Origin of the sequence: Streptomyces sp. AHA2 (genome assembly GCF_036857595.1) — a bacterium.
Taxonomy (GTDB): Bacteria; Actinomycetota; Actinomycetes; order Streptomycetales; family Streptomycetaceae; genus Streptomyces.
This window is the reverse complement of sequence record NZ_JAUQWJ010000034.1, coordinates 14,665-36,859: the sequence shown is the minus strand read 5'-3', so window position 1 is coordinate 36,859 and position 22,195 is coordinate 14,665. Positions and strand designations below refer to the sequence as shown.

At 66.7% G+C, this 22,195-nt stretch carries 15 protein-coding genes; 7 read left to right on the top strand and 8 right to left on the bottom strand.

What is annotated here, in order from left to right:
- The 4 genes from Q5694_RS33880 to Q5694_RS33865 all read left to right on the top strand — a co-directional run.
- Positions 1-502: RHS repeat-associated core domain-containing protein (locus Q5694_RS33880; RefSeq protein WP_333937361.1), on the top strand; the 502-nt coding region annotated here is incomplete at its 5' end.
- 872 nt (positions 503-1,374) lie between these two features.
- On the top strand, positions 1,375-2,250 hold the full coding sequence (locus Q5694_RS33875; protein WP_333937360.1) for a hypothetical protein: 876 nt from the start codon (positions 1,375-1,377) through the stop codon (positions 2,248-2,250).
- Entirely contained in the window at positions 2,244-2,816 is a 573-nt protein-coding gene (locus Q5694_RS33870; protein ID WP_333937359.1) for a hypothetical protein, read from the top strand. Before Q5694_RS33875 ends, Q5694_RS33870 begins: the two co-directional genes overlap by 7 nt.
- A complete protein-coding gene (locus tag Q5694_RS33865) occupies positions 2,816-3,592 on the top strand; it encodes a hypothetical protein (RefSeq protein ID WP_333937358.1) in 777 nt (258 codons plus the stop codon). Before Q5694_RS33870 ends, Q5694_RS33865 begins: the two co-directional genes overlap by 1 nt.
- A gap of 902 nt (positions 3,593-4,494) precedes the next feature.
- Here Q5694_RS33865 and Q5694_RS33860 read toward each other — a convergent pair.
- The gene (locus Q5694_RS33860; protein WP_333937357.1) at positions 4,495-5,337 is read right to left on the bottom strand and encodes a phosphotransferase; all 843 of its coding nucleotides are present in this window, start codon (positions 5,335-5,337) and stop codon (positions 4,495-4,497) included.
- 187 nt (positions 5,338-5,524) lie between these two features.
- Here Q5694_RS33860 and Q5694_RS33855 point away from each other — a divergent pair.
- A protein-coding gene (locus tag Q5694_RS33855; protein WP_443040989.1) for an IS5 family transposase occupies positions 5,525-6,456 on the top strand; the annotation gives its coding sequence in 2 pieces (ribosomal slippage) (positions 5,525-5,900 and positions 5,900-6,456; 933 coding nt in all).
- Between the two features lie 49 nt (positions 6,457-6,505).
- Here Q5694_RS33855 and Q5694_RS33850 read toward each other — a convergent pair.
- From Q5694_RS33850 to Q5694_RS33825, 6 genes are all read right to left on the bottom strand, one after another.
- The gene (locus Q5694_RS33850; protein WP_333937356.1) at positions 6,506-7,291 is read right to left on the bottom strand and encodes a hypothetical protein; all 786 of its coding nucleotides are present in this window, start codon (positions 7,289-7,291) and stop codon (positions 6,506-6,508) included.
- Positions 7,292-7,434: 143 nt separating this feature from the next.
- Positions 7,435-8,424, bottom strand: a complete 990-nt coding sequence (locus tag Q5694_RS33845) for a PIN domain-containing protein (protein ID WP_333937355.1) — start codon at positions 8,422-8,424, stop codon at positions 7,435-7,437.
- Positions 8,425-8,701: 277 nt separating this feature from the next.
- Positions 8,702-9,526, bottom strand: coding sequence for a hypothetical protein (locus tag Q5694_RS33840; RefSeq protein ID WP_333937354.1), 825 nt, complete (start codon positions 9,524-9,526; stop codon positions 8,702-8,704).
- A 417-nt stretch (positions 9,527-9,943) separates the two neighbouring features.
- Positions 9,944-10,831: a Dyp-type peroxidase gene (locus Q5694_RS33835; protein ID WP_333937353.1), complete on the bottom strand. Its 888-nt coding sequence runs from the start codon at positions 10,829-10,831 to the stop codon at positions 9,944-9,946.
- Between the two features lie 399 nt (positions 10,832-11,230).
- Positions 11,231-11,488, bottom strand: a complete 258-nt coding sequence (locus tag Q5694_RS33830; protein ID WP_333937352.1) for a hypothetical protein — start codon at positions 11,486-11,488, stop codon at positions 11,231-11,233.
- Between the two features lie 111 nt (positions 11,489-11,599).
- Positions 11,600-18,487 carry an RHS repeat-associated core domain-containing protein gene (locus Q5694_RS33825; protein WP_333937351.1) on the bottom strand — a complete coding sequence of 2,296 codons (6,888 nt, stop codon included), beginning with the start codon at positions 18,485-18,487 and terminating at the stop codon, positions 11,600-11,602.
- Positions 18,488-18,768: 281 nt separating this feature from the next.
- Between Q5694_RS33825 and Q5694_RS33820 the strand changes: the two genes are divergently transcribed.
- Positions 18,769-19,164 carry a hypothetical protein gene (locus Q5694_RS33820; protein WP_333937350.1) on the top strand — a complete coding sequence of 132 codons (396 nt, stop codon included), beginning with the start codon at positions 18,769-18,771 and terminating at the stop codon, positions 19,162-19,164.
- Positions 19,165-19,301: 137 nt separating this feature from the next.
- Here the strand turns inward: Q5694_RS33820 and Q5694_RS33815 are convergent, their stop codons facing one another.
- Complete coding sequence (locus Q5694_RS33815; protein WP_333937349.1) at positions 19,302-20,315, bottom strand: hypothetical protein; 1,014 nt, start codon at positions 20,313-20,315, stop codon at positions 19,302-19,304.
- 700 nt (positions 20,316-21,015) lie between these two features.
- Between Q5694_RS33815 and Q5694_RS33810 the strand changes: the two genes are divergently transcribed.
- A complete protein-coding gene (locus Q5694_RS33810; protein WP_333937348.1) occupies positions 21,016-21,972 on the top strand; it encodes a 5'-nucleotidase in 957 nt (318 codons plus the stop codon).
- The last annotated feature ends 223 nt before the right edge of the window (positions 21,973-22,195 follow it).

The following is a 22,195-nucleotide window of genomic DNA, read 5'->3' as shown; positions in this document are numbered from 1 at the left end:
GGGCAAGACGTACTACTACCTCACGGACGCCATCGGCAGCGTGGTCGCCCTGGCGGACGGTGGCGGCAACAAGGTCAACACCTACGCCTACAGCCCCCGCGGCGTGCGCATCCTGTCCCAGTCCTCCGAACCGGTCGCCCAGCCCTACCGCTTCGCCGGCGGCTACCAGGACCCCACCGGCCTGTACCACTTCCAGGCCCGCTACTACGACGCCAACATCGGCCGCTTCACCCAGCCCGACCCCTCCGGCCAGGAGAAGAACCCCTACCTCTACGCCGAAGGCGACCCCGTCAACCGCATCGACCCCAGCGGACTTGCCTGGTACTCAGGCGTGGTCAATTTCGCGAAGACGAAGGGACCCAAGTTTCTGGGCCGAGCGAGCAGCGTAGCCCCCGTCGGCTGCTACGCCAAGAAGGCATGGCAAGACACGGACAATTCTTTGAAGGATGAAGCGAGCGATTTGAACAGCTGCTTCAACCCGTATGCATGGGTCACCGAGTGAGAGGAGCCTGATGAACAGAACTCGGCAGAAGGCCTCACACGCGAAGACGGTCTTGATTGTCACATTCGGCTTCGCGCTGATACTCAACCTGGTGGAAGCGCTATGGGATCCTGACGGGCAACCGTGGCTCGTTCTTCGTATCACGGTGTCAGTTCTGTTCGGCGTATCTCTAGTAGCATTCATCGCTTTGTGGCTGGCTCAACGCCGCCATGAGCCTACTGGGTGACCGCCTAGCGTATTCCGAGTTAGGAGGCGACGGCCTGAGGGGTCCACTCTCGGCCGTCGCCTTCGCCTGTCGGAGTTCAGGTCCCCTCGCGGTGCGGACATCCACCCCAGCCCCACCACAAAGGGGCGGATCCGGGGATGTCGGTACGATGTGCGGTCACGGCCGGCTGACCGCACACACACTCTCGCCAAGGGCCGGTGCGCCGTGGCTGTCCGACTGGGACAAGGCCGTCTTCCGGGCCTGCCAGCCCAGCTACCACCTCCGCCCCCGCCGCGGCGGCGGATGGGAGCTGCGCGCTGTCCTCGACGTGCCCGTGCCCGGGCACTCCTCGCCGGTCGTCGCCCAGCGCCCGGCAAGCAGCGCGATCGGATGCACGTGCCAGCGGGATCGGGTCAAGCCACCACTGGACGCGTTCTGCAATACCACCAACAACTGCAATGCGGCCAGCCCGCCGGACTGCCCTCACGCGGCGTGCTACGAAAAGTACTGGTGGCGCGGCTCGAACGTGACTTGAAAGCCGAACTGCTCCACCGACTGCGGCAACGAGAGCATCAAGTACGTCACGCTGCGCGCGGAACCGGGCCGCGGCCACCGGCTGAAGTACGGCACGCCCACGTGTGGCGCTGCCCCGGCCGGAGCGCTGATCGTGGAGTCCATCCCCGACAGCACCGACACCTACAGCGACTGCGGATCGTCCGGCACCGACGCCGGCTCCTTCCAGTTCACCTTCCACCCCAACCCGGCCGCGAACGGTCCCGGCCTGGGCCCGTACGAGGCCAAGGGAGACCTGCACCAGATCGGCGGCGGACACGGCGGCCACTTCTGGTACACACACACCCGCGACACCGCTCACCTCGGCGGCCCCGGCGCCCGGATGACCATCGACGGCACCTGGACCCTGGGCCGTAGCGTCGAATGGGCTCGCGTCTTCGCGCACCTGCCGGATACCGGCGCGCACACCCAGCAGGCCCACTACGTGATCAAGGGAGTTGCCGGCGGCGGCCGCCACCGCTATGTCAACACCCACTTCAGCAAGAACACCTGGGTCGAGCTCGGCGTCTACCGCTTCACCGGCACCCCGCGAGTGGAGCTGACGAACACCACCGACGACGGCACCGCAGACGAAGATGTCGCCTGGGACGCGGTCGCCTTCCAGCCGCTGTCGGCCAAACCGAAGCACATGGTCGTCGCCATGGGCGACTCCTACACCTCCGGCGCGGGCGCCGGAGCCTACTCACCCGAGTCCGACAGGGGGCACGGCAAGAGCACCTGGAACGCCTGCCGGCGAAGCGACAACTCCTGGCCTCGCAAGATGATGTTGCCCGGTCAGAGCACCAGCATTGGCGAACTGTCGAACAACAGGAGCGCCATCGTCGACTTCCTGGACGTCAGTTGCTCCGGCGCCAAAACCTCACAGCTTACCATGGGGAACCCCACACCATGGGGAAAGATCGGCAACTACCGCGAGAAGAGCCAGATCGACTCCGGTGACCTCAGCCGGACACCACACTGGTCATGCTGACCATCGGCGGCAACGACGGAGACAACTTCACCAACGCCGTCACGAACTGCTACGTCATCGGGGTGTGCGATCCGGCCGACTACAAGGGCAAAGTCGACCAAGCGGTCCAGGACACCGACACAGTCGTCAGCCAGATCGCGGCCGTCGCTCCCAACGCCCAGGTCGTCCTGATGGGTTACCCCCGCCGCGTCAGTGACAGTCCGTGCGTGACGGCGGATTTCGACGCCCTGAACTCCCTGGCCGACTACGTACGCGACAAGCAAAAGGCCAAGGTGGAAGAGCTGCGCAAGGCAGGGCTCAGGGTGGCCTTCGCCGATCCGATCCCGGCGTTCCGCGGACACGGAATCTGCGACGGCGACGAGTGGATCAACCGCATCGTGGCAGGGCCGAACGGAGACGGCGACTTCCACGACGGAGACCCCGCCAATCAGGCTCCCTGCCTGCCCTGGCCCGGGAAGAATGTCTGCGCCAGTCTCGAGTCATTCCACCCCAAGAGCGCCGGCACAACCGGCTACGCTCGGGTCGTGGACCAGGCGCTGGCCGACATGGGGTACAAGGGCAGTTAGTGGCAACTGACGACACGGACAGCCTAGTGGTCACGGGGCAGGGCAACCGTCTTGTGACCACCGGCTGCCTGACCATACTGATCGCACTGATCACCGTTCTCGGCCTTCCCGTCTCCTGGCTGTGGTACCGGCACTGGCACGACGAGAAAGTCAACAGTGAGCGCAGGGACAAAACGTTCGCATCAACCCTGAAGCAGGCCCGTGACGCAGCGAACGACACGACCCGCGCCCTCAACGCGAGCAACGCCAGGGGCACCGACGTCCTCATGAATGTGATCTGGCGGCACACCAGGGCCCCCGTGATCACCTACGATCCTAGGCGCCGCGCATTCACCGCCACGGCCGCGAAATCAGCCTTCTATAACGAAGAGGGCCTGCTCCCCGGTGGCGGGCCCGTGCGGGTGATGCGGTGTTTCGTCTTCACCTACGCCCACCGCCCCAGCCAGGTGTGGACGTCGCGGCTGTCCGAGCGAGAGAACGAAGTGTGTCGGCCGGGCACGGGGATCGGCGGCCTGGCAGGCTTGGCGCGGACGCGCATCTCCGGCATGTATGCCAAGGACCTGACGAAAGCCGGAGTGCGAAAGGCCCTGGACCCCACGGGACGGCTGCGGCCCTACGACGTCAAGAGCGTAGTGCGCAAGGCGGACACAGTAGCCGTATCAATCCTCCTCTCCAGCTCGAACACCGTGGTCGATCAGTGCTACCGCTTCACACGGCCCATCGTCGGCGTCAACGGTCAAACGCCCGTCACAGCGGCTCCGGTGTCTTCGTGCTGACTCCGCGGCTCGCAACGACGACGCGGGACCTGGCCCGGGCAAAAGCCGCCGAGCGCGGTCCTGCACTCTGGACCAGCCAGGCCACCGCAGGCGCAGAGGAGTACGGCGAATAGTCGAAGGGGCGAGGCTGCTGGGTAGAACACGCTTCGACGACCTTTCGACCAAGCCCTGCTTCCTGTTTTTCGTCGTCGAGGCGCTGCCGTAGGTCACTGGCCCGGAGTAGCGAGTCGAGGCCGCTGGAGACGTCGAGGTCGCCCAGGTGAGATGAAGTCTTCCCGGACGACCTCGACTCGGGGCCGCCCCTTCAACTCCTGGCAGCCAAGTCCCGTCCTGTCGTTTGGTGCGGGCGAGTCGCGGCCAGGTAGTCGGACCAGTTCTCGCCGGCCATGGCTGCGAAGCGTTCCGCGGTCCTCGGCTGGATGCCGATCAAGTCGGAGAGCACGACAGGTGGCAGGTCGGCGAGCGCTTGCATCATGGCCGTGTTCCGGGCTGCGCGGGCGGGCAGGCCGTAGCGCTTGAGTTTGTCGGACAGTCCCGCAGTGTTGCGGGGGCGCCCGGCAGCAGGTACCTGGTGGCTCCGTTGCCGTGCCGGGATCCGTCTTCGAGGTGGTCGTCGATGAGGCGGGCGAGCTTCGGTGGCAGGACGACGGGGTGGCGGGTGATCGTCAGGTAGGTGTGATCCGCGTCGTGGTGGAGGTGGTCGGTGGTGAGTTCGACGATGCGGGTAAGAGGGAGGGCGTAGAGGCGGATTAGGCACTGTCCGGTCGATCATGTGACTAGTCCGTCAGCGTCGTTTGACGTGGGCACGGGGCGAGGGGCCTCTCAGGCCAGCCGACCGCTGCACTGACGGGATGCCGCACACGGCGCAGCGGATCGGGACATAGCAGCCCTCTGTCTCAAGTTCAGCCCAGTCCGCAGCGATCGAGTGCAGCACGAACCTGGTTGAGGCCCTCCATTCTCCAGTGATCCCGGTCGGGCATTTGGTCGTCTCGGCGCCAGCGCCAGGCGGAGAACATCGCCCAGTTCAGGGCGCGGCACCGTTGGATCAGGTCGTGGTCAGCCCCCGAATAGTGCTTTCCCACGTCTTCGGGCGCATGGGCGAGGTCGAACTCGATCGGCCCGCGGCAGCAGGTGGCGAGGTCTACGAAAAGCGGGCCTCTCCTCGTGTTCAGGAGGTTGCCCGGGTGAGGCTCGCCGTGCAACAGCTGGTCGCCGGCTTTGTCGCTGCTGATCGCGGCGCTCAGTCCACTGAGCGTGTCGCTGAGGAGTGCCCGGTCAAAATCGGGCAGCTCGGGAGACTGCTCCCGGTCGTTCACCTCTTTCAGTGCTACGGCGACTCGATCGGTGAAATGCGGTGCGTCCAGATCGATCTGGCGCAGGGCGGCGTGGTGCCTCAGGAACACGTCTGCGTAGTCGGCCGGCGCGATCTCTGATCCCACCGGTTCGTAGTAGGTCCAGAGCGAGATGGCGAAGGCATCACGCACATAGACTCGGGGCTCGACCCGAGGATCGAGCTCAGCCACCGGCGCGTCAACGTCGGCGAGACGGCGAGCAACCTCTACTTCGAACTCGGAATCAGCCAGATGCCCCAACGGTGCGACCCTAGCCAGAACATCGCAAGGGACCAGGCGCAGCGCGACGCGGTCCGAGTTGTGGATGACGAGCGCATCGTCGACCTGAAGGCCCAGCTCCGAAGCAGTCGCACGCCCTGCCTCAACTGCGCGCTGGAGTTTTAATGGCTCCATACCGTTCTCCCTCATTGTTGAGTCACACACGTCTGGGTCAGCAGCGATGCCCCCGATGTCTTCGTGAACATCGTTCGACGGCCAATCCCGGACCGGCGATAAGCATCGCAAAGCGGGACCTGCACAGGCCCTGAAATTTATTCGGCCGATCATGTGACTGGCCCGTGTCCGGGTCGTTGGCGTGGACATGGGGCGAGGGGATCTGACGGATGTCGAGTGGGAACGGCTGCTGCCGTTTCTGCCGGTCAGTAACGGTCGTTGTGGCCGGTGGCGGGATCATCGGCAGGTGATCGACGGGATCCTGCACCGGGTGCGGACCGGCGTGCAGTGGCGTGACCTGCCCGAACGCTTCGGTCCGTGGAAGACCGTCTACGAACGCCACCGGCTGTGGTCCGCAGACGGAACGTGGGAGCGTCTGCTCCAGCAGGTTCAGGCCGCCGCCGACGAGGCAGGTGAGATCGACTGGGACATCTCGGTCGACTCCACCATCGTCCGCGCTCACCAGCATGCGGCCGGCGCCCGCACCGCCCCACCTCCGGCGCCCGCTTCAAAGGGGGCCGAGATGGTAGAACGCCAGAACGAGACGCTGTGGCAGCGCCTCGTCGGCCGCCTGGAGGTGATGGTGCTGGAGGTGAGGGCCTGGGCCGTTCGCGGGGCGGGTTCACCAGCAAGATTCACCTGAGCGCGGACGGCCGCTGCCGTCCGTTGTCCCTGGTCCTCACGCCGGGCCAGCGGGCGGACTACACCCAGTTCAAGCCCGTGCTTGAGAAGATTCGCATCCCGCGGGTGGGGCCGGGCAGGCCCCGCAAGAAGCCGGACAGCCTGGCAGCGGACAGGGCATACAGCAACGGGCCCTGCCGCGAGTACCTACGCCGACGGGGTATCCGGCACACCATCCCGGAGAAGACCGACAGCCAGGCCGCCCGCCTACGCAAGGGCTCACGCGGCGGTCGGCCACCCGGCTTCGACGAAGACCGCTACAAGAAACGCAACATCGTCGAGCGGACCATCAACCGGCTCAAACAGTCCCGAGCGGTCGCCACCCGCTACGACAAGCGCGGCTACGTCTACCTCGGCACCGCCACGGCGGCAGCCCTGGTTATCTGGCTCCGTACATGATCGGCCGGACAAGTCCTAGCTGGCCAGTCCGCCCATCTGCACGCCGACCCTAGTCGCTGGCCTGCATGAGCAAGTCGTCCCGGATGTCGTCATAGCGTTCCTGAGTCTCGCGGATGATCGAGATGAGGAGCATGACGGCGATGATGCAGTGCCCTGGGCTCAGGTGGGACAGGGGCAGGTGGTGCACAACAGCATGCCGGGAGAGGGTCGTCGGGACCGCATCGCCCCTACCGGGGTCGTACGGGGTGTAGAAGGCATTCAGCGGTGCCAGGACGTACTGGTGCTTGGGCAGGTAGTCGTTCGGCTTCTTCTTGCCGGCCTTCTGCAGCCTCCCGTGGGCACCTCGCCCGCGGGGGACGTGGGTCAGGTTGTGGAGCATCTGCTCGACCCCGGCGACGGCGAGGCACGCGGCGGCTTCACGGTGACCGTCGGACCATGCCGCCATGGCCTTCTCCCCTGCCTCGACCTCACCGGCGATCCATTCATCAGTGCACTCACCAAGCTTGAGGCGGCACAGGGCCTGGATCTCGTCTTCGCTGTCCACCAGGACGGCGAGCTTGTCGTCGTGGCCGGCACCCGCAGCGGCCAGCCTGCTCAATGTCTGCGCAGGCGTGACCCACGCGACCGGTATGCCGTGCTTCTTGGCCAGGACGAGCAGCACGTCCATCTGCACTGCGCTGCCCCACCAGTTCTCGTGCCGTACCGCGGTGTAGAAGTGCGGCATCCGGTGGGCTCCGTGGACAGCCGGGGCGTACGTGTCCCAGATCATGCCCCAGTCGCGGAGCTGGGGAAAGGTGGCCGTGGAGTGGCCTGCGGAGGGATCGCTGAAGGTCATGAGCTCATCGTTCCGTGTAGCCGCGATCGGTGTGGTTAAAGCAGCAAAAGAGCGCGTGTGTGGGGCAGTGGGTACCGCCGATAGTGGCCCGAACGGGCGCTGACGCTGCGTCCTGCATGGCCTACCACTGCCGTTCCGCCGCTCTACGCCCAGGGCGGGGCGGTGATCTGCATATTGGTCCTGCCGAGCTGCCATCGGCCGGGTGCTGCCTGGTGGAAGGCGGGGAAGCGGTGCAGGAGCCGTCCCAGTCCGTCCATCTGCCGGCGGTGCGGTTCCTGTACCGAAGCGGGGAGCGCGGCGAGGATGTCGGTACGGGTCATTGGCTCGGGCGCGCGGGCGAGCAGGCGGGCCACCTGCGACAGCACGTCGTCGCCAGCGACGCCGCGCTGCGCCTGAGCCCAGTCGCGGCCGTGCACCTCGTTTTGGACGAACGGCTCGCCCAGGATCTTGAAGGCCTCCGTGCCGAACCGGGCGAGCTTCGCGCGAGTGTCGCTGGAGAACCGGCTGCGGTTGAGGTACGCGTAGGTGCCGGCGGCGGCAACGGCCACGGTGGCGGCCACCGGGTGGGCTCGGGCCAGCCGTACGGCTCCGGCCAGACTGTATCCGGCTCCCACGATCGTGCTGGTGCTGCTCTGCATGCCCGCCTCCGTTTTTCCGATCCTCCCCAGCACAGCACGAATCGCTTCCCAGTTCGGGACGGCGACGCCCTGGCGGATCAGGTCACGGTCGGCGGCCAGGAGGACGACGGGGGCGAGTACGCCGGCGAGCTGGAGGATGCCGACGTCGCTGAGGTCCTCGTGGGCGAGTTTGTGGGCGGCCGCTGTCATGGGCAGCCCGTCCACACAGACGACGTGCAGCAGCGGCACGTACTGCTGCCACCACAGCCGCTCCGCCCGGGCGAGATCGAAGGCGCCACCCTCGCGCTTGCGGTCGGCGAGCACACGGGGGACTTCCGCCCACACGTAGTGCGGGATGAACCCGCGCAGCGTCCCGTGCCGCATCCCGGCGAGGATCGAGGACGGCTGGCCGCGCTTCAGGGCCGCGGTGACGTCCGATGTGAGCACCGAGGTGTCGAAGACTCCGAGCCGGAAGCCGCCGCCGGTCAACGGTACGGGATAGGCGCTGCTGTACATGACGGGAGCCTAGGCCCCCAACGGGGTCCTGGTGCACGGGTTTTCAGCGGTGCTTGTCAGCCGTTACTTCGCGGCGGCCGGTACGGCGGCCGTCTTCCTCGGCCGCCCGACGCTGCGCCGGGCGATCAGGCCGAGCTCGGTGAACGTGGCGTCGCTGTCAAGCGCTTGGAGGTCGGGGTGCTCTGCGGCGATGTGCCGCAGGACCGTCTTGATCGCCAGCTCGTAGTTCGAGCGGGTCGCACCCGAGGCGCCGGCCCGCCAGCACAGCGCACGCTCGTCATAGACGGTCTTTGCGACTGACGCCGTCGATGTCGCTGATGAGTTGCTCCAGGCCAGTAACGTTAACCCAGCTGTGATCTGCATACACCCACCCGCCCTCGTAGGGGCGCACACGCATCCCGGTCAGCGCCCGCACAGTTCCGACCGAGGCACTTGACCACCCCGGGGAGCGCGCCCAGGACACGAGAAGACGCTCGATCCCGCGGAGAAACTCCTCAACCTGGTCACGGTCAGCTATCGACCGATGAACGACGACGCTGAGGCCGGCCCCGTCCGTCAAGGGAAAGCTGGAGAAGAACACGTCGTCGTAATCATGCACCCACGGGCAACTGCCCCACAGCACTGTGCTTTCGCCATCACGAACCACGGCCTCGGCGAGCGCATCCTCCTGGAGGCACCGGGCGTAGGCATCACTCATGTCGACGGTGACGGCCATCCTCAGCCTTGCGCCCCGCTCTGCTTCGACCTTCGCCTGGGTTTCCCTGCGCGCAAAATAGGAATAGCGCGCGCTCATACCCGCAGCCATGATCGCGCGCCGGACACAGTCAGAAATCTCGGCCAGACTCTGATCGCTGGATACGTCCACGGCGACCAGTGCCTCTTGAAAGAAGCAGCCCACCGATTCCTTCAGTGAGGGGAAGCGGTTGGAGAAGTTCAGTTTGAGGCCCACCCGGCTGTTTCCGGACAGAGCCGACAGCGCGATACAGAGAGCCGTGGAAACAATGCTGGTGACGCTGTCTCCGCTCTGACGCGCCAGAGTGAACAGCGCCGGGAGGAGCGGCCTCGACTGCAGTGTGGCCTGCCAGTAATGCGCAGCGTCCAACGAACCTGGCGCGCATCGGCAGCGCCCTGGGCGGGATGGTCGCTTTCGCGATCACCGCCATGCATGGAGACCTGCTGAACTGGACGACCGGAGCATTCACGGTCGGCGCCCTAGCCCTGGTCGCGGCCCTGCTACTCATACCGAGCGAGACGCCAGCCCGCCGACTGCGCCAGCTGATCCACACGTGGCGCGTCCCGGCAGAAGACGCCGGCCTTGAGGCGGCCCAGTCTTCTGCGCTCCCGCCCTCACCGCGCCGAGATACCAGATGAATTCGCTCGGCGGCCCTGGTGCCGGTCCTCCCTAAGCCGACCAGCACTGTTGATCGAAGCTCGCAGCCCTACTCTGGGCGCGTAGGAACGCTGTCATGAGGACCCCGGGTGAGGTCCACGTCATCGAGGGCCGCAACCGCTGGGAGTGTCAGCTCTCAGTGAGCGCGCTAAGCCAGGCCTCGCCCGGTGGCGGTACGAAGAAGTAGCCGCCTCCCGTGGTGAGGGTGTACTTGGCCATGGCTTCGCCCTGGAGCCTGCGCTGAACCGCCTCGAAGCCCTTCTCCAGATCACTCTGGAAGCAGGAGAAGATCAGCCCTTGGTCGTCCGGGGCCCGGTGGTAGTTGTAGCTGCGCCGGACCATCGGGGGAGGGGTGCGGGGGTTTGGTGCTGCTCTGCGGACATGTGCGTCTAGTGGGGTGATCTTGCCGTGAGGGTCGGTGGCGAAGACGGCTCGTTCGGTGCGGGGGGTGCCGTCCAGCCACCGGCCGTTCCGGCGTCGGCCGGTGATGCGTTCCTGCTCGTCGAGGGTGTCCCGGTCCCAGAAGTCGGTGGCAAGCCGGATGATCCGGATTACCTCATAGCTGCCGCCGATGGCCCATGACGGCTCACCCTGACCGGCCCTGATGGTCGCACGTTCGGTGATCTCTGCCGCAGTGGCGGGGTTTCCATGCCCTTCGGTGAAGTGGAACGGGTTACGGGACAGGCCCCGGCCGTCCTCGGCGCGGTTCTCGGGACGGGTGCCGTCCGCGCGCCAGCGCACCTGCTGTTGTGGCAGCGCGCGCAGAGTCTGTTCCGCGGCTTGCTGTACGGCACGGGCTGAGGATCCGGTGATATGGAGTAGGAGGTCGCCATGTGATTGGGCAGGGTCCAGTACGTCGCCTTCAAACGATGGCATCCGTTGCAGGTGCCGCAGCTTGTCAGCGCGCGAGGAAAATGCGCCTTCGCCCAGTGCCAGCCAGGCGGCGACGCTGCCGCCGTCGATCGCCGTGATGGCTTGATGGGCAGCGCGCAGCGCGTCTGCGCGTTCGCTGCCCAAGGTGATGTCGAGTGAGATGAGCCGCGCATACGGCAGCGGCGCTGCTCCGCGGAGGTGGGCTGGTGCTTTGTCTTGCCCATCGGGTGAGCCTTTGGACAGAGCTGTGACGCCGACGGCAGTAAGGCCGCCTGCTCCAGCGGCCATTGCAGCCGAAGCGGTTAGGAGTCTGCGCCTACTAGTCATCGTCCTGGGGCACTCTCTTGCCTAGCGGAGCACATGCCGATCACGCCGGATGCTGCGGTGAGGGTGTCTGCGGCTCGGCGGACGTCCATGATCGCCCCGGCCAGAGCGGTGTAGCCGAGGTCGCACTGCCGGACCTGCGTCAGGTACCGCCCGCCCAGTAGCAATGCACGCCTCGTGGGGCGCGACGCTGGCCTGCCTGCCACTTCAGGCGAATGATCAGTCTCCCTCAAGGTGAAGTTCCATCGATACTTCATCTGCACACCGCTCGGCCAGTCCTCGGATAGCGGTCAGAATATTGCGCTCCGAATCTCCATCGACCGAACTTCGCTCCACGTCAACCTCGGAAAGGAATTGCGGCATATCTTGCGAGGTCAGAATCAGAGTCCCATAGGGATCTACTCGGTTCAGCATGGGCAGGTTGCTGCTTTCGCAGATTCGTGCGAACAGATCAGAGCCGTCGAGCACAGCGTCCACTTGAGTCAGGTGCCGCCTCTTCGGGCTCGTTCCCGGCCGGTCCACCTGCTTCAACACTACGTCTACGCCCATCGCGACAACTCGTCAAAAACACTCGCCACGAAAATCACCTCACGGGGTATCGGATGGGAATGCTGTAATCAGCTTTCGATCCCGAACCACAACTCTGATGTAGTACTGCGGGTCACCAGCGGCGGTCTTGCCAATCGATGACGGAAATCGGTAGAAGTAAACACCATCGTTGGTCTCGCCACCAAGAGCGCGATTGATCATCTTCTGGATCTTCGCCTTGCTCGTCGTGTTGAACTTACTCTTGTTCGGATACTGGCTTCGATTCACATGCCGGTCCCAAATGTGATGCCATCTTCCCTTTGAGATTGGGACCGGGCAGCTGCTGTTGTGAACGAGGACCGGCGTCTCGCCCGCCAGCACATGGTACGTGTGGAGATCGTCGACGGTGAGGTTGTAGACCGAGACGGACTGCGTTCGATGGCCAACGGAAGCGATCTGTACCCGTGTGCCGGCGCTTGTCCGCAGCCACTGTCCGACCTTGAGGTCACCGGCTTCTGCCCATCGGTGAAGGGTGGGTACCCAGAAGGGGTGCCCGTCAGTGGCGGTGATCTGTCCCGTCGAGAGTCCTGTGGGGCCGTCGGTGTCGAGGGTGATGTCGACGAGTTGTTTCTCGCCGCTTCCCTGAATCAGGGCCGTGACTTTGCGGGGGGCGCTCTCGCCGGTTTCGGGGTCGGTGGCGATGACGGTGTCGCCGATGTTGACGTCCTTAATGGGTCTGCGGGTGCCGTCGCCCATGAGGACGGGGGTGTCGCCGGTGAAGCTGTTGAAGGGGGTGCAGCCCACTCGGCTGGCGGCCTTGGCGCCGAGGCCTGCGCCGAGCATGCCTCCGAGGCAGCCGAGGGCGGCGGATTGGCCGACTTGGCCCCAGTTGACTTTGCGGCCGGACAGGCGCTGGGTGAGCCAGTCGAGTCCGCCGTCGACGACGCCGCCGATGATGCAGCCGGCGATGAGGGGGTTGTTGCCTGAGGGGTCGGTGTAGGTGGTGGGGGAGGACAGGGCGTATTGGTAGAGGTTGGTGCCGCCGGCGTGGCCGATGGGGTCTTGGGAGATGAAGCGGCCGGTCTGGGGGTCGTAGTAGCGGTTGCGGTAGTAGAGCAGGCCGGTGCCGTCGTCTTCGCGGCCGGTGAAGGTGTAGGGGTTGGAGGTGGCGGTGCCGGTGGCGGTGGGGGTGCCGTTCGGGTCGTAGGCGTAGGTAGTGGCTACGGTGCCGTCGGTGTTGGCCAGGCCCACGACGGTGCCGAGGGCGTCGGTAAGGTAGACCTGCGTCTTGCCGCCTTCGGTGCGGGTGAGGAACTCGTCCAGGCCCGAGGTGGCCACGCTGGCTGTCGTTGTCCCGGAGGCGTTCTGTTCGGCCAGTGGGTTGGTGCCGTCGGTCAGGTACCGGCTGGTGGCGGTGCCGGTCGTCTTGGAGATGCGGCCGCCGAGCGGGTCGTAGCCGAACGATGACGCGGTGCCTGCCTTGGCCAGGCCGGTGAGTTGCCCGCGTGCGTTCCAGGTGTAGGTGCGCAGGCCGTCGCTCTTGAGCTGGCCGACATCGTCGTAGGTGAAGGTGCGGCCGTTGTAGCTGGTGATGCGGTTGTCGTCGCCGAACTGCGTGCCGCTCTCCGCGGCGGGCAGAGCCACCTTGGTAAGCGAGCCGGTCAGGCCGGCCTGCAGGCCGCGGACGTCCCTGGTGTACGTCAGGTCGCCCACGGTCTTGGTGCCTTGGGCGTAGGCGATGGACTTGATGACGCCGGTGGTGTCGTAGCCGGTGGTGCGGGTGATGCCGCCGGGCAGAGAGGCGGTCTTCTCCCGGCCCACGGCATCCAGGCCGAAGGTGACGTCCTGGGTGCCGGTCTTGACCGACTTGAGGATGCTGGACTTGTCGTAGCCGTAGGTGGTGCTGGTGCCAGCTGCGGTCATCAGTTTGCGGCGGTCGGCGTTGTCGTAGTCGTAGGTGACCTTGCCGGTGGGGCCGGTGGTGGTGGCCAGGCGGTCGTGGACGTCGTACGTGAAGGCCTGGTTGCCGGCTTTGCTGTCGGTGATCTGCCTGAGCAGGTCCCGGGTGTCGTAGTCGTAGATGACGGTGGACTCGGCCTGGCCGGCGGCGTCGACGCCGTACTTGGTGCTCTTGGGCCTACCGAGCAGGTCGTACTCGGCGACGGCGGCCTTGCCGGATCTGCTGGTGGCCTTCTTCAGGAACCCGGCCGCGTCGTACTCGAACAGCGCCTGCGCGCCCAGCGGGTCGGTTGCTGTTTTGGGGCGGTCGGCCTGGTCGTAGTCCCACTTGGTGGTGTTCAGACGGGCGTCGGTCAGGGTGGTGAGGTTGCCGTTCTCGTCGTAGCCGAGCGCGGTGGTGTGCCCCAGCGGGTCGGTGATCTCCCTCGGCTGGTTGAGCGCGTCGAACAGGACCGTGGTCTGTGAACCCGCCCCGTCGGTGAGGGCGCTGATGCGGCCGGCCGCGTCAGTGAACTGCCGGGTGATGCGCCCCTCGGCGTCCTCCACCTGCGCCAGGTCGCCGTGCTGGTAGGTGTACTCGCTGGTCGCGTTCGCGTTGTCGGTGACCGTCTTGACCTGACCGCTTGCGTTGAACGTGAAGCCTGTCTTGCGGCCTTCGGGGTCCGTGACCGTGTCAAGATCACCCTTGGTGTTGTAGCCGAAGACGGTGGCGTTGCCCAGCGGGTCGGCGGCTTGGGTCGGCTGGTCGTAGGGGCCGTCCAAGGTCGTCTTGCCCGTGGAGCGGGCATTGGCGGTGCCGGCCAGCTCGAGCGCCGAGGTGATGTGCCCGTTGGCATCGTAGGACAGTTCGCTGCGGCGGCCGAAGGGATCCACGACGGCGGCGATGCGGTGCTTGGTGCCACGCTCGTAGACCGTCTTCCTGGCCAGCGTCGTGCCGTACGCCTGGGTGTCGTTGACGGCAAAGCCGCTGTTGTCGAACTCCACCCTGCGTACCGATCCGCCAGGCTGGGTGACCTCCGTGGCCGTGACCTGACCGGTGCCGGTCTGGGTGTAGGCGAAGGCGTATTCCTGCCCCTCGGTCAGCGTTTGCTTCTTGACCCGGCCGTCGGCGTAGTAGCTGTTGGTCATGTAGACGATGCCGCGGGCGTCCTTGGCGGTCGCGATCCGGTTGGTCACGCCGTCGTAGGTGAACGAACTGACCTTGCCCGCCGGGTCGGTGACCGTTTTCAGCCGGCCTGCCTCGTCGTAGGTGTAGGAGGTGCTGCGGCCGGTGTTGTCCTGCGCCTTGGTGATCCGCTGGGCGCTGTCGTAGCTGAAGGAGATCCAGCGGCCGCCGGGGGCGGTGACGGACGTGATGTCGCCCTTGGAGCCGTTGGAGCGGATGATGCGCGTCGCGTTGCCGTGCCGGTCGCGGATCTCCTGCAAGGGGCCGTACCAGGGGAAGACGTAGGCGGTGCCGTCGCGCAGGCGCAGGTGCCAACTGCCCGATTCTTGACTGATCTTGGCGCCGTTCAGGGCGGTGGGGGTGCCTTCGGGTTCGAAGACCGCATCTGCGTAGCCGCTGCCCGGTGAGGTCCGCACGAAGTGGACCTTCTTGCCGCCCGGCAGGTACAGGTCCACCTCGCTGTAGAGGCGTTTGGAGTGCAGGTACAGGTTGTAGGACAGGTCCCGGCCGATGCCGAAGGCGCGGGGGCGGGTGTCGCCCTGCCAGTAGGTGCGGGTGACTTCGGCCGAGCCCAGCGGGCCGGACACGCCCAGGTCGGTGCGGGAGTCGGTCAGCAGGCCGGTCTGCAGGTCGACGGGGTCGCCGGAGAGCCAGTCGACGATGTCCGAGATAGCGGAGACGTCGAAGGGGATGACGTCGGAGATGGAGAGCATGGCGCCGTGGAAGGCCCATACGCGCGTTTTGTCGTCGGGGACGACCTGTTTGCCGTCACGGGTGACGGTGCCGTGCCCGTAGGTGTGCCATCCCTTGCGCTCGGGGTCGTAGGCGAGGAAGTCGATTCGTGTTCCGGGAGCTTCGTGCGTGTAGTTCGGGTAGACGATCTGCGCGCCCTTGGGGAACAGGTACGTGCCGCCTGGCTGGACGGTGAAGTACACCGGCACGGCGCTGTTCTCGGGCAGCGGGAAGGGGGGCCGGTCGACGGGGATGGCGGTGATGCCCAGCTCTGTGACCGGCTTGCCGTGTTCGTCGCGCACTACCGAGCCCTTGGGGATGCGCACCTCGAGGCCCGGGATCTGCGGGGTGGTCAGGGTGACGTCCGAGCGGGTCGGGGTGTCGAAGGTGGCGGTGTGCTTGGTGTCCAGTGGCGTCATCCAGACGGGGAAGCCCAGGTCCGTGCTGCGGCCCGCCACCGGCCGTATCCGGATGTCGAAGCGTCCGTAATTCCGCTTGCTGGTCTTGGCGCTGGCCCCGTCCACCACCAGGGTGGTGGCCTCTGCGCTGATATCGGACAGCAGGAAGCGGCCCTTGTTGTCGGTCTTGGTGCTCTTCGCCCCGACGCGGACCGTCACCTTCGCCAGTGGCTTGCCATCCAGCTTCAGCACCTGCCCGGTCACTGCGGTGTGGCCAGGTGGTGCCCGCAGGGCTGCGGGGGCTTTCGGCTTGGCGCTCCGTCCTGTGGTCCAGTCGCGGCCCTTGAGGTTGCGCGGTCCCGGGCGCCAGGCATCGCGCCCCTTCGGCACGATGCCGGAGGCCTTCTTCGCCTTCAGGGCTTTGGCCTTCTCCTGTTGCTCCAGCCGTTCGCAGCGCTGGGCGCTGACCTCCAGCCAGTCGGGCAGGCTCAAAGTCATGGTGCGGGCCAAGCGCTCGACACGGCAGGCGTTCTTCACCGACAGGCGCGGCAAGTCGTGGGTGATCGCACGCGTTTTGATGGCTGTGGCGGCTGCCTTGAGGCTTAGGTTCAGGGAGCCGGTGGCCGCGCTGGTGGGGTTGATCCGCACCTTGTAGGTGCCGGCTTCGGCGAGGTCGGTCAGGGCGATCGATCCGGACGCGCCTGCGGAGATCAGCCGGAAGCTGACCACCGCGGCGCCCGAGGGGGCCAGGACGTCGGCCGACAGGCTGTTGGTGAAGCTGTTCGCCGCCACTTCCAGCGACAGGTCATCACCCGTCTTGGCGGTGAACGAGGCGTGGATGTTCTGCCCTGGCCGGGTCACCGTCGCCTTTGCCGCAGCGCCGCCACGCGTCAGCGCACCCACGTCGGCCGGCTTGGACAAGGTCAGCGTCACTTTGCCGACATCCAGCCTGCGGTCCGCCACCCGCACCGTGTAGGTGCCGGCCGCCAGCACCCCACTGTCCCAGTCGGCATTACGGCCGGGCCCTGCGGTGAAGCTGGAGACGTAGTTGCCGTCCGGCCCGTTGATGGTGATGGTCGCGTACGACGGCATCGTCGCCCCCGTCGCGGCAAGGCTGACCTGCTCCCCGGCCTGCGCGGTGAACGTCGCCACGCCGTCCTGGCCAGGACGGGTGATATTCAGGGTCGGCGACGCACCCGTCGCGCTGAGCGCCCCTCCCTGGACGTAGTGGGAGACGGCGACCTTGACCGTCCCGGTGCCGCCGCCGTCGGGGTCGCAGCGCAGCGTGTACTGGCCGCTCTGCGGCAGCGAGTCGATGTCCAGGGAGTTGCTGTCGCCGTTGGGAACGGGCAGATACTCACCTTGCGTACCGTCCGGGCGGTAGACGTAGCAGCGCAGATAACCACCCATTGCCTTGGCATCCACGCCGACGCTCAGCGATTCGCCTTTGGCCGCGGTGAAGGTCCAGTTGCCGTCCTGCCCGATCCGGGACAGCGCCGTGGACACAGTCGGCCCGTCGAAGGCCACGGCCGCAACGACCGGCTTGGACAGCATCACCGCCACGGAGCCGGTGTCGGTGGAGCGCGGGTCGATGACGAGCTGGTACGTGCCCGACTCCGGCAGGCCGGCGACCTCCCAGTCGGCCGCTGTGCCGCCGAAGCTGCTGGAGGCGACCGTCGCGCCCTGGGGGGAGACGAGAGTGATGGAGGCCTGAGAGGTGAATGAGCCTCCCTGCAGGCCGAAGCCGACCGCGTCGCCCCGCTCGGCGTCGAACAGGATCCTCGCCTTGTGCTCGGCCGTCACCACGGCTACCTGCGAGGGGTCCGTGTCGGTGAACGAGGCCCGCATCGTCGTGTCGTACAGGGCCCCCTCACCATCGGCGGTGACCGTGAAGTCGCCCGGCGCCGCAGCCGAACCAGCAGGGGTGTCCACCTCCACCCGCCCGGTACGGGCATGCGGCGGCACCTCAACGGTCAACGAGGAAGCGGAAGCCTTCTTCACCGGCGCGACCAGGCCGTTGAAGCGCACCACGTTGTCGGTGACTGCGGAAGCGAACCCGGCACCGGACAGTGTGACTTCGCTGCCTGGTGCGCCGGAGGCCGGCTCGATCTTCGTCACGCTCGGCCCGGCCGACGCCACGAGGAACGCCTCCGCCGCGTCGGCGGACGCACCGCCCACGCTCACGGTGACCTTCCCGTTAACCGCCCCCGTGGGGACGGTGACGACGAGACGGGTGGCGGAGGCGGAGGTGATGGCCGCGGCCTTGCCGCCGATCGTCACAGTGTTCCCGGCGACGGTGGGGGAGAAGCCGGTACCCGACAGCGTGATCTTCGCTCCCGGAGCTGCCCGGACGGGAACCACAGACAGCACCGACAGCGTGCTGGAGGCGAAGCGGTCGATGCCCAGCCGGTTGCCGGCCTCGTCGTAGCGGTAACGCGCCGTCTGACCGCCCGGATCGGTCACGCCGGCTAACCGGCCTGCCGCGTCGTAGGCGTAGACGGCGTTGTTCGTCGTGGGCTCGCCCGCAGGCGACGCCTTCGGCTTCGTCGTGGGCTTGTTCGGTGCCCGGTCTCCAGGCTGGGACGGAGCAGCGCTCGCCGACGGCGTGGTCTTGGCGGGCGGAGGCTCCGGCGGCAGAGCCTCGGCCGACACCGCACCTGCGGCCAGCGCCAAGACGAGCACACCGACCGTCACCAGCCGATGCCGACCACGTCTGATCACACCTAAGTGCCCAACTCGCGACCGCATGCGCCCTCCCCAAGGCACTGCACAGGGCACCCAGGCCCCGTGAACCCCACCTACATCGCACGAGCCGTCACACCATAGCCACACTGCGTCATGTACGTGACAGGTGGAGCCGTCTATGGCTGAGATTAAGCACTGAAACGTGTCGCACGACCGGGACGTGCTTGGAGGAACTCGCCCACGCTAGGGGCCAGGAGTGGTCCAGCGCATTCATGGCACGGGCAGGAGCCATGTATCAGGCACAGAAGCTCAGTGTGGAGTTGCTGGCCAACATCTGGTTCTTCCAGAGCGAGGACACCGTCATCATCGATGACGGCCTACGGGTGCTGATTCGTGAATGGAGGATCGAGGAGCGGTTCGCGCCGCGCTGCCGACAGCGTGATGCTCCCTTCGCAAGGCGGTCCCAGGGCGGCTGGCGGCCTCGCGAATATTGCTCCAACGCCTGCCGTCAGAAGGCGTACCGGCGCCGCAAGTCCGCAGTGCACGGGGCAGCAGAGCAACTTCCCGAGTGCCACACTCCCGAGGACGTGCACCGCGCCTTGGGCGAGGGCTACCAAGTCGGGGGAGGTCGTCATGTGCAAGGTCTGCGCCCCGGGCTATCCCATGCGGACCCGGCTGACGAATGAGGTGTGGACACCCGTTTTCGGGCGTCACCACTTCCCGGACTGACGTGTCCTTCCTCGTCGTCGGGCGGCGGGGGCCTGAGGTCGGGCCGTGGCTACAGGCCGCCGCAGCGGATACCAGATGTGCTCGGGGAGAGCGGTCAGCTGCCGGTGCGTGCGATGAAGGCGGCGCGCCCCTCGCCCGCCCGGTCGGAGTGCAGTAGCCGGGTCTCTGAGATCTGGCAGCGCAGCGAAAGGTCGGCGAGGCTTTCGATGAAGTAGCGGTCGGCCAGAACGGACGCGGCCGGGTGTACCTCTCGTGCGCTCATCCATTCCATCAGCGTGCCGGCGGCACCCCGGGCCTGCCACGGCTGGTCCATCGAGGCGCGCGTCTGCTGCCCCCCGGTCGCCCGGGCCCAGATCTGGTCTCTGCTCTCGAGTACTTGCGCCCGCAGAGCCTGCAAATCCGCAAGGTCGATCCGTGCCAGCTTGTCGGCCCGTTCCTCGTACGAGGTCTCTTCCTGGCGGGCCATCTGCGAGGCGTGACACGCGGCCGCGTAGTCCCATACCGCGAGGCAGTCCTCCGCGACGTCGCAGTTGAGATGCAGAGCTGCGGCGAGGTCGGCCATGAAAGCCCCATCGGCTTCTGGGAGCTGCCGCATCTCCAAGCCCACCAGCACACCCAGCAGACGGCCGTCCACCTCCTCGCGTGTGGCGCGAGCGAGGTCGGGCAGGCGGCGGAGGTTGCTTCGCATCTGCCGTACGGCTCTGCCGTTCTCGCTCAGCGAGAGCTTCGCCTCGGCCTCGGCTCTTTCGTATTCGCCGTCCATCTCGGCAGCCCATAGCGGCGGGACCTGCGCTTGTACCTGTTCCACGTGATCCTCGTGCTGCACGCGGTGCCTGAAGTAGACACGCGCCAGCGCGGTCTTGAGCGCGGGCTCCGGAACCTGTGCTCCGCTGAAGAAGGCGAGCAGCGCCAGGTCGTCGTAGGAGCGCCCGGGGCCGGCGTGCTGGGCCAAGGCGCAGACCAGGTCACCTGTGCCGTCCGGATAGGCCGCTTCGGTGCCTGAGGCTCCCAAGCGGCGGATCTCGGGGCTAGGGATCAGGCCGTTGCGCCGCCAGCGTTCCAACTGGCTCGCGCTGACCGTGAGTCCGGCCGCAGCTGCTTGGGCCATGAGTGTGCGATCAGCTCGGCTGGGTGCGGTTCGTGGCATACAGGGGACGTTATCCAGGAGGCTGGTGGGCCTGTGGTCCGAGACCGCGGGGGTCGGCCGCAATAGTGCCACCAGCGGCTGGCAGCACTACGGGCCGCGGGGGATCGCAGCTGACTGCGGCGCGATGTCCCGGCGGTTGTCGCCAGCGTCGCTGCTTGTTCGATCGGTACCCGAGGTGGAAGTTCGGACCTCGGGTTCGCTCGGTGAGGCTTCGCGCTCCACACCGCTCAGTCGCCGACCGAATGAGTGCCTGGTGAGCAACGGACTTCTCCAGGGCCTTCGGTCCGTCTCCCTCTACGCTTCGAGGCTGCCCGGCAGGTTCGCGATGAGGAGGCCCGTGAGGACTTTCGTGAAGTCCGCGGCTGAGATCCGGCCGAGCCGGACGTCCGGAAAACCGGTCCACCCCGGACCCTGGCCTGTCCTGGCTGCGCTCCCCAGGCACCGGTGCACACCGCGCCGCGTAGTGAACTTGACCTGCCGGTGGAAGGCTGGCGACACCATGGGCAGGCAGGCTCACCTGGCCCGCAGGCATGGCCGGACACGGCCAGAAGCCGGGCGAGGGCGGAGGTCTCCCGCGACTCGGCCCGCCGCAACCTGCCTCACTCGCGTTGCTCAGTACCATGAATGGGACGCATGTGCGAATTGATGCAAGGGGAGTGCCGTGGGCTACGAACTCGAGAAGCGCCTGGTCATCGGGGTCGCCTCCAGCGCACTGTTCGACCTGGCAGAAGCGGATACAGTCTTCCGCGAGCAGGGAGAGGAGGCCTACCGCGCCTATCAGGAGCAGCACTTGGACGACACGCTGAGCACCGGCGTCGCCTTCCCGTTCATCCGCCGCTTGCTGTCCCTGAACGACCTCTCACCCGACGATCCCTTGGTTGAGGTCATCGTCCTGTCCCGCAACGACCCGGACACCGGCTTGCGCGTCATGCGGTCGATCCAGTCTCACAGCTTGCCGATCACCCGGGCCATCTTCATGCAGGGCCGCTCGCCGTACCATTTCATGCCGTCACTGAACATGTCGCTGTTCCTGTCCGCGAACGAAACCGACGTTCGAGAGGCCGTCGCGCTCGGACTGCCGGCCGGTCGCGTCCTGGGGCCTGCGGCGGCCGACGAGAGCAACGACCAAGATCTGCGGATAGCCTTCGACTTCGACGGAGTCCTCGCTGACGACGCCTCGGAACGGATCTACCAGACTGACGGCATCGAGGGTTTTCGCTTCCACGAGACGATGAATGCCGCTACCCCGCACGATCCAGGACCCCTGCGGGACTTCCTCGCCAACATCAACCGGCTGCAGCAGCGGGAAGAAGAGCAGCGGGTGAAGGACCCGGACTACAAGATCCGCGTCCACGTCTCCCTCGTCACTGCCCGCAACGCACCCGCCCACGAACGTGCGGTGCGGAGCTTGAAGGACTGGGGTGTGACCGTCAACGATGCCTTTTTCCTCGGTGGCATAGACAAGAGCACCATCATGGGGGTACTCAAGCCCCACATCTTCTTCGACGACCAGGTCAGCCACCTGTCCGGCACTTTCCGCAGCACGCCCAGCGTGCATGTGCCCTTCGGGAAACTAAATGAGCCGGACACCCCGCCCCCCGCCGACGACCACGGGTAGGACCGCCTGCCTCATCAAGGATGTACAGCCACGCACCGTTGTACGACGCCCCAGCGCCTGAGCCGGACTTCAGCCCGCCGCCGATCGACAAGCGGCCCGGGTACACCTCGGCCGGATACCCAGGCCGGGTCCACGATCGCCGCAGCAGCGAGCGGCTGCTGCGCGGCCCAGCCCCCGGCAGCGGGTAACCACCTCCAAGGCTCGTCCTGGGACCGCCGTACCG

Coding starts and splice junctions, on each gene's coding strand:
- Q5694_RS33870 (WP_333937359.1), top strand. CDS start 2,244: ATGCTGACCATCGGCGGCAACGACGGAGACAACTTCACCAACGCCGTC.
- Q5694_RS33860 (WP_333937357.1), bottom strand. CDS start 5,337: ATGGAGCCATTAAAACTCCAGCGCGCAGTTGAGGCAGGGCGTGCGACT.
- Q5694_RS33850 (WP_333937356.1), bottom strand. CDS start 7,291: ATGACCTTCAGCGATCCCTCCGCAGGCCACTCCACGGCCACCTTTCCC.
- Q5694_RS33845 (WP_333937355.1), bottom strand. CDS start 8,424: ATGTACAGCAGCGCCTATCCCGTACCGTTGACCGGCGGCGGCTTCCGG.
- Q5694_RS33820 (WP_333937350.1), top strand. CDS start 18,769: ATGTATCAGGCACAGAAGCTCAGTGTGGAGTTGCTGGCCAACATCTGG.
- Q5694_RS33815 (WP_333937349.1), bottom strand. CDS start 20,315: ATGGCCCAAGCAGCTGCGGCCGGACTCACGGTCAGCGCGAGCCAGTTG.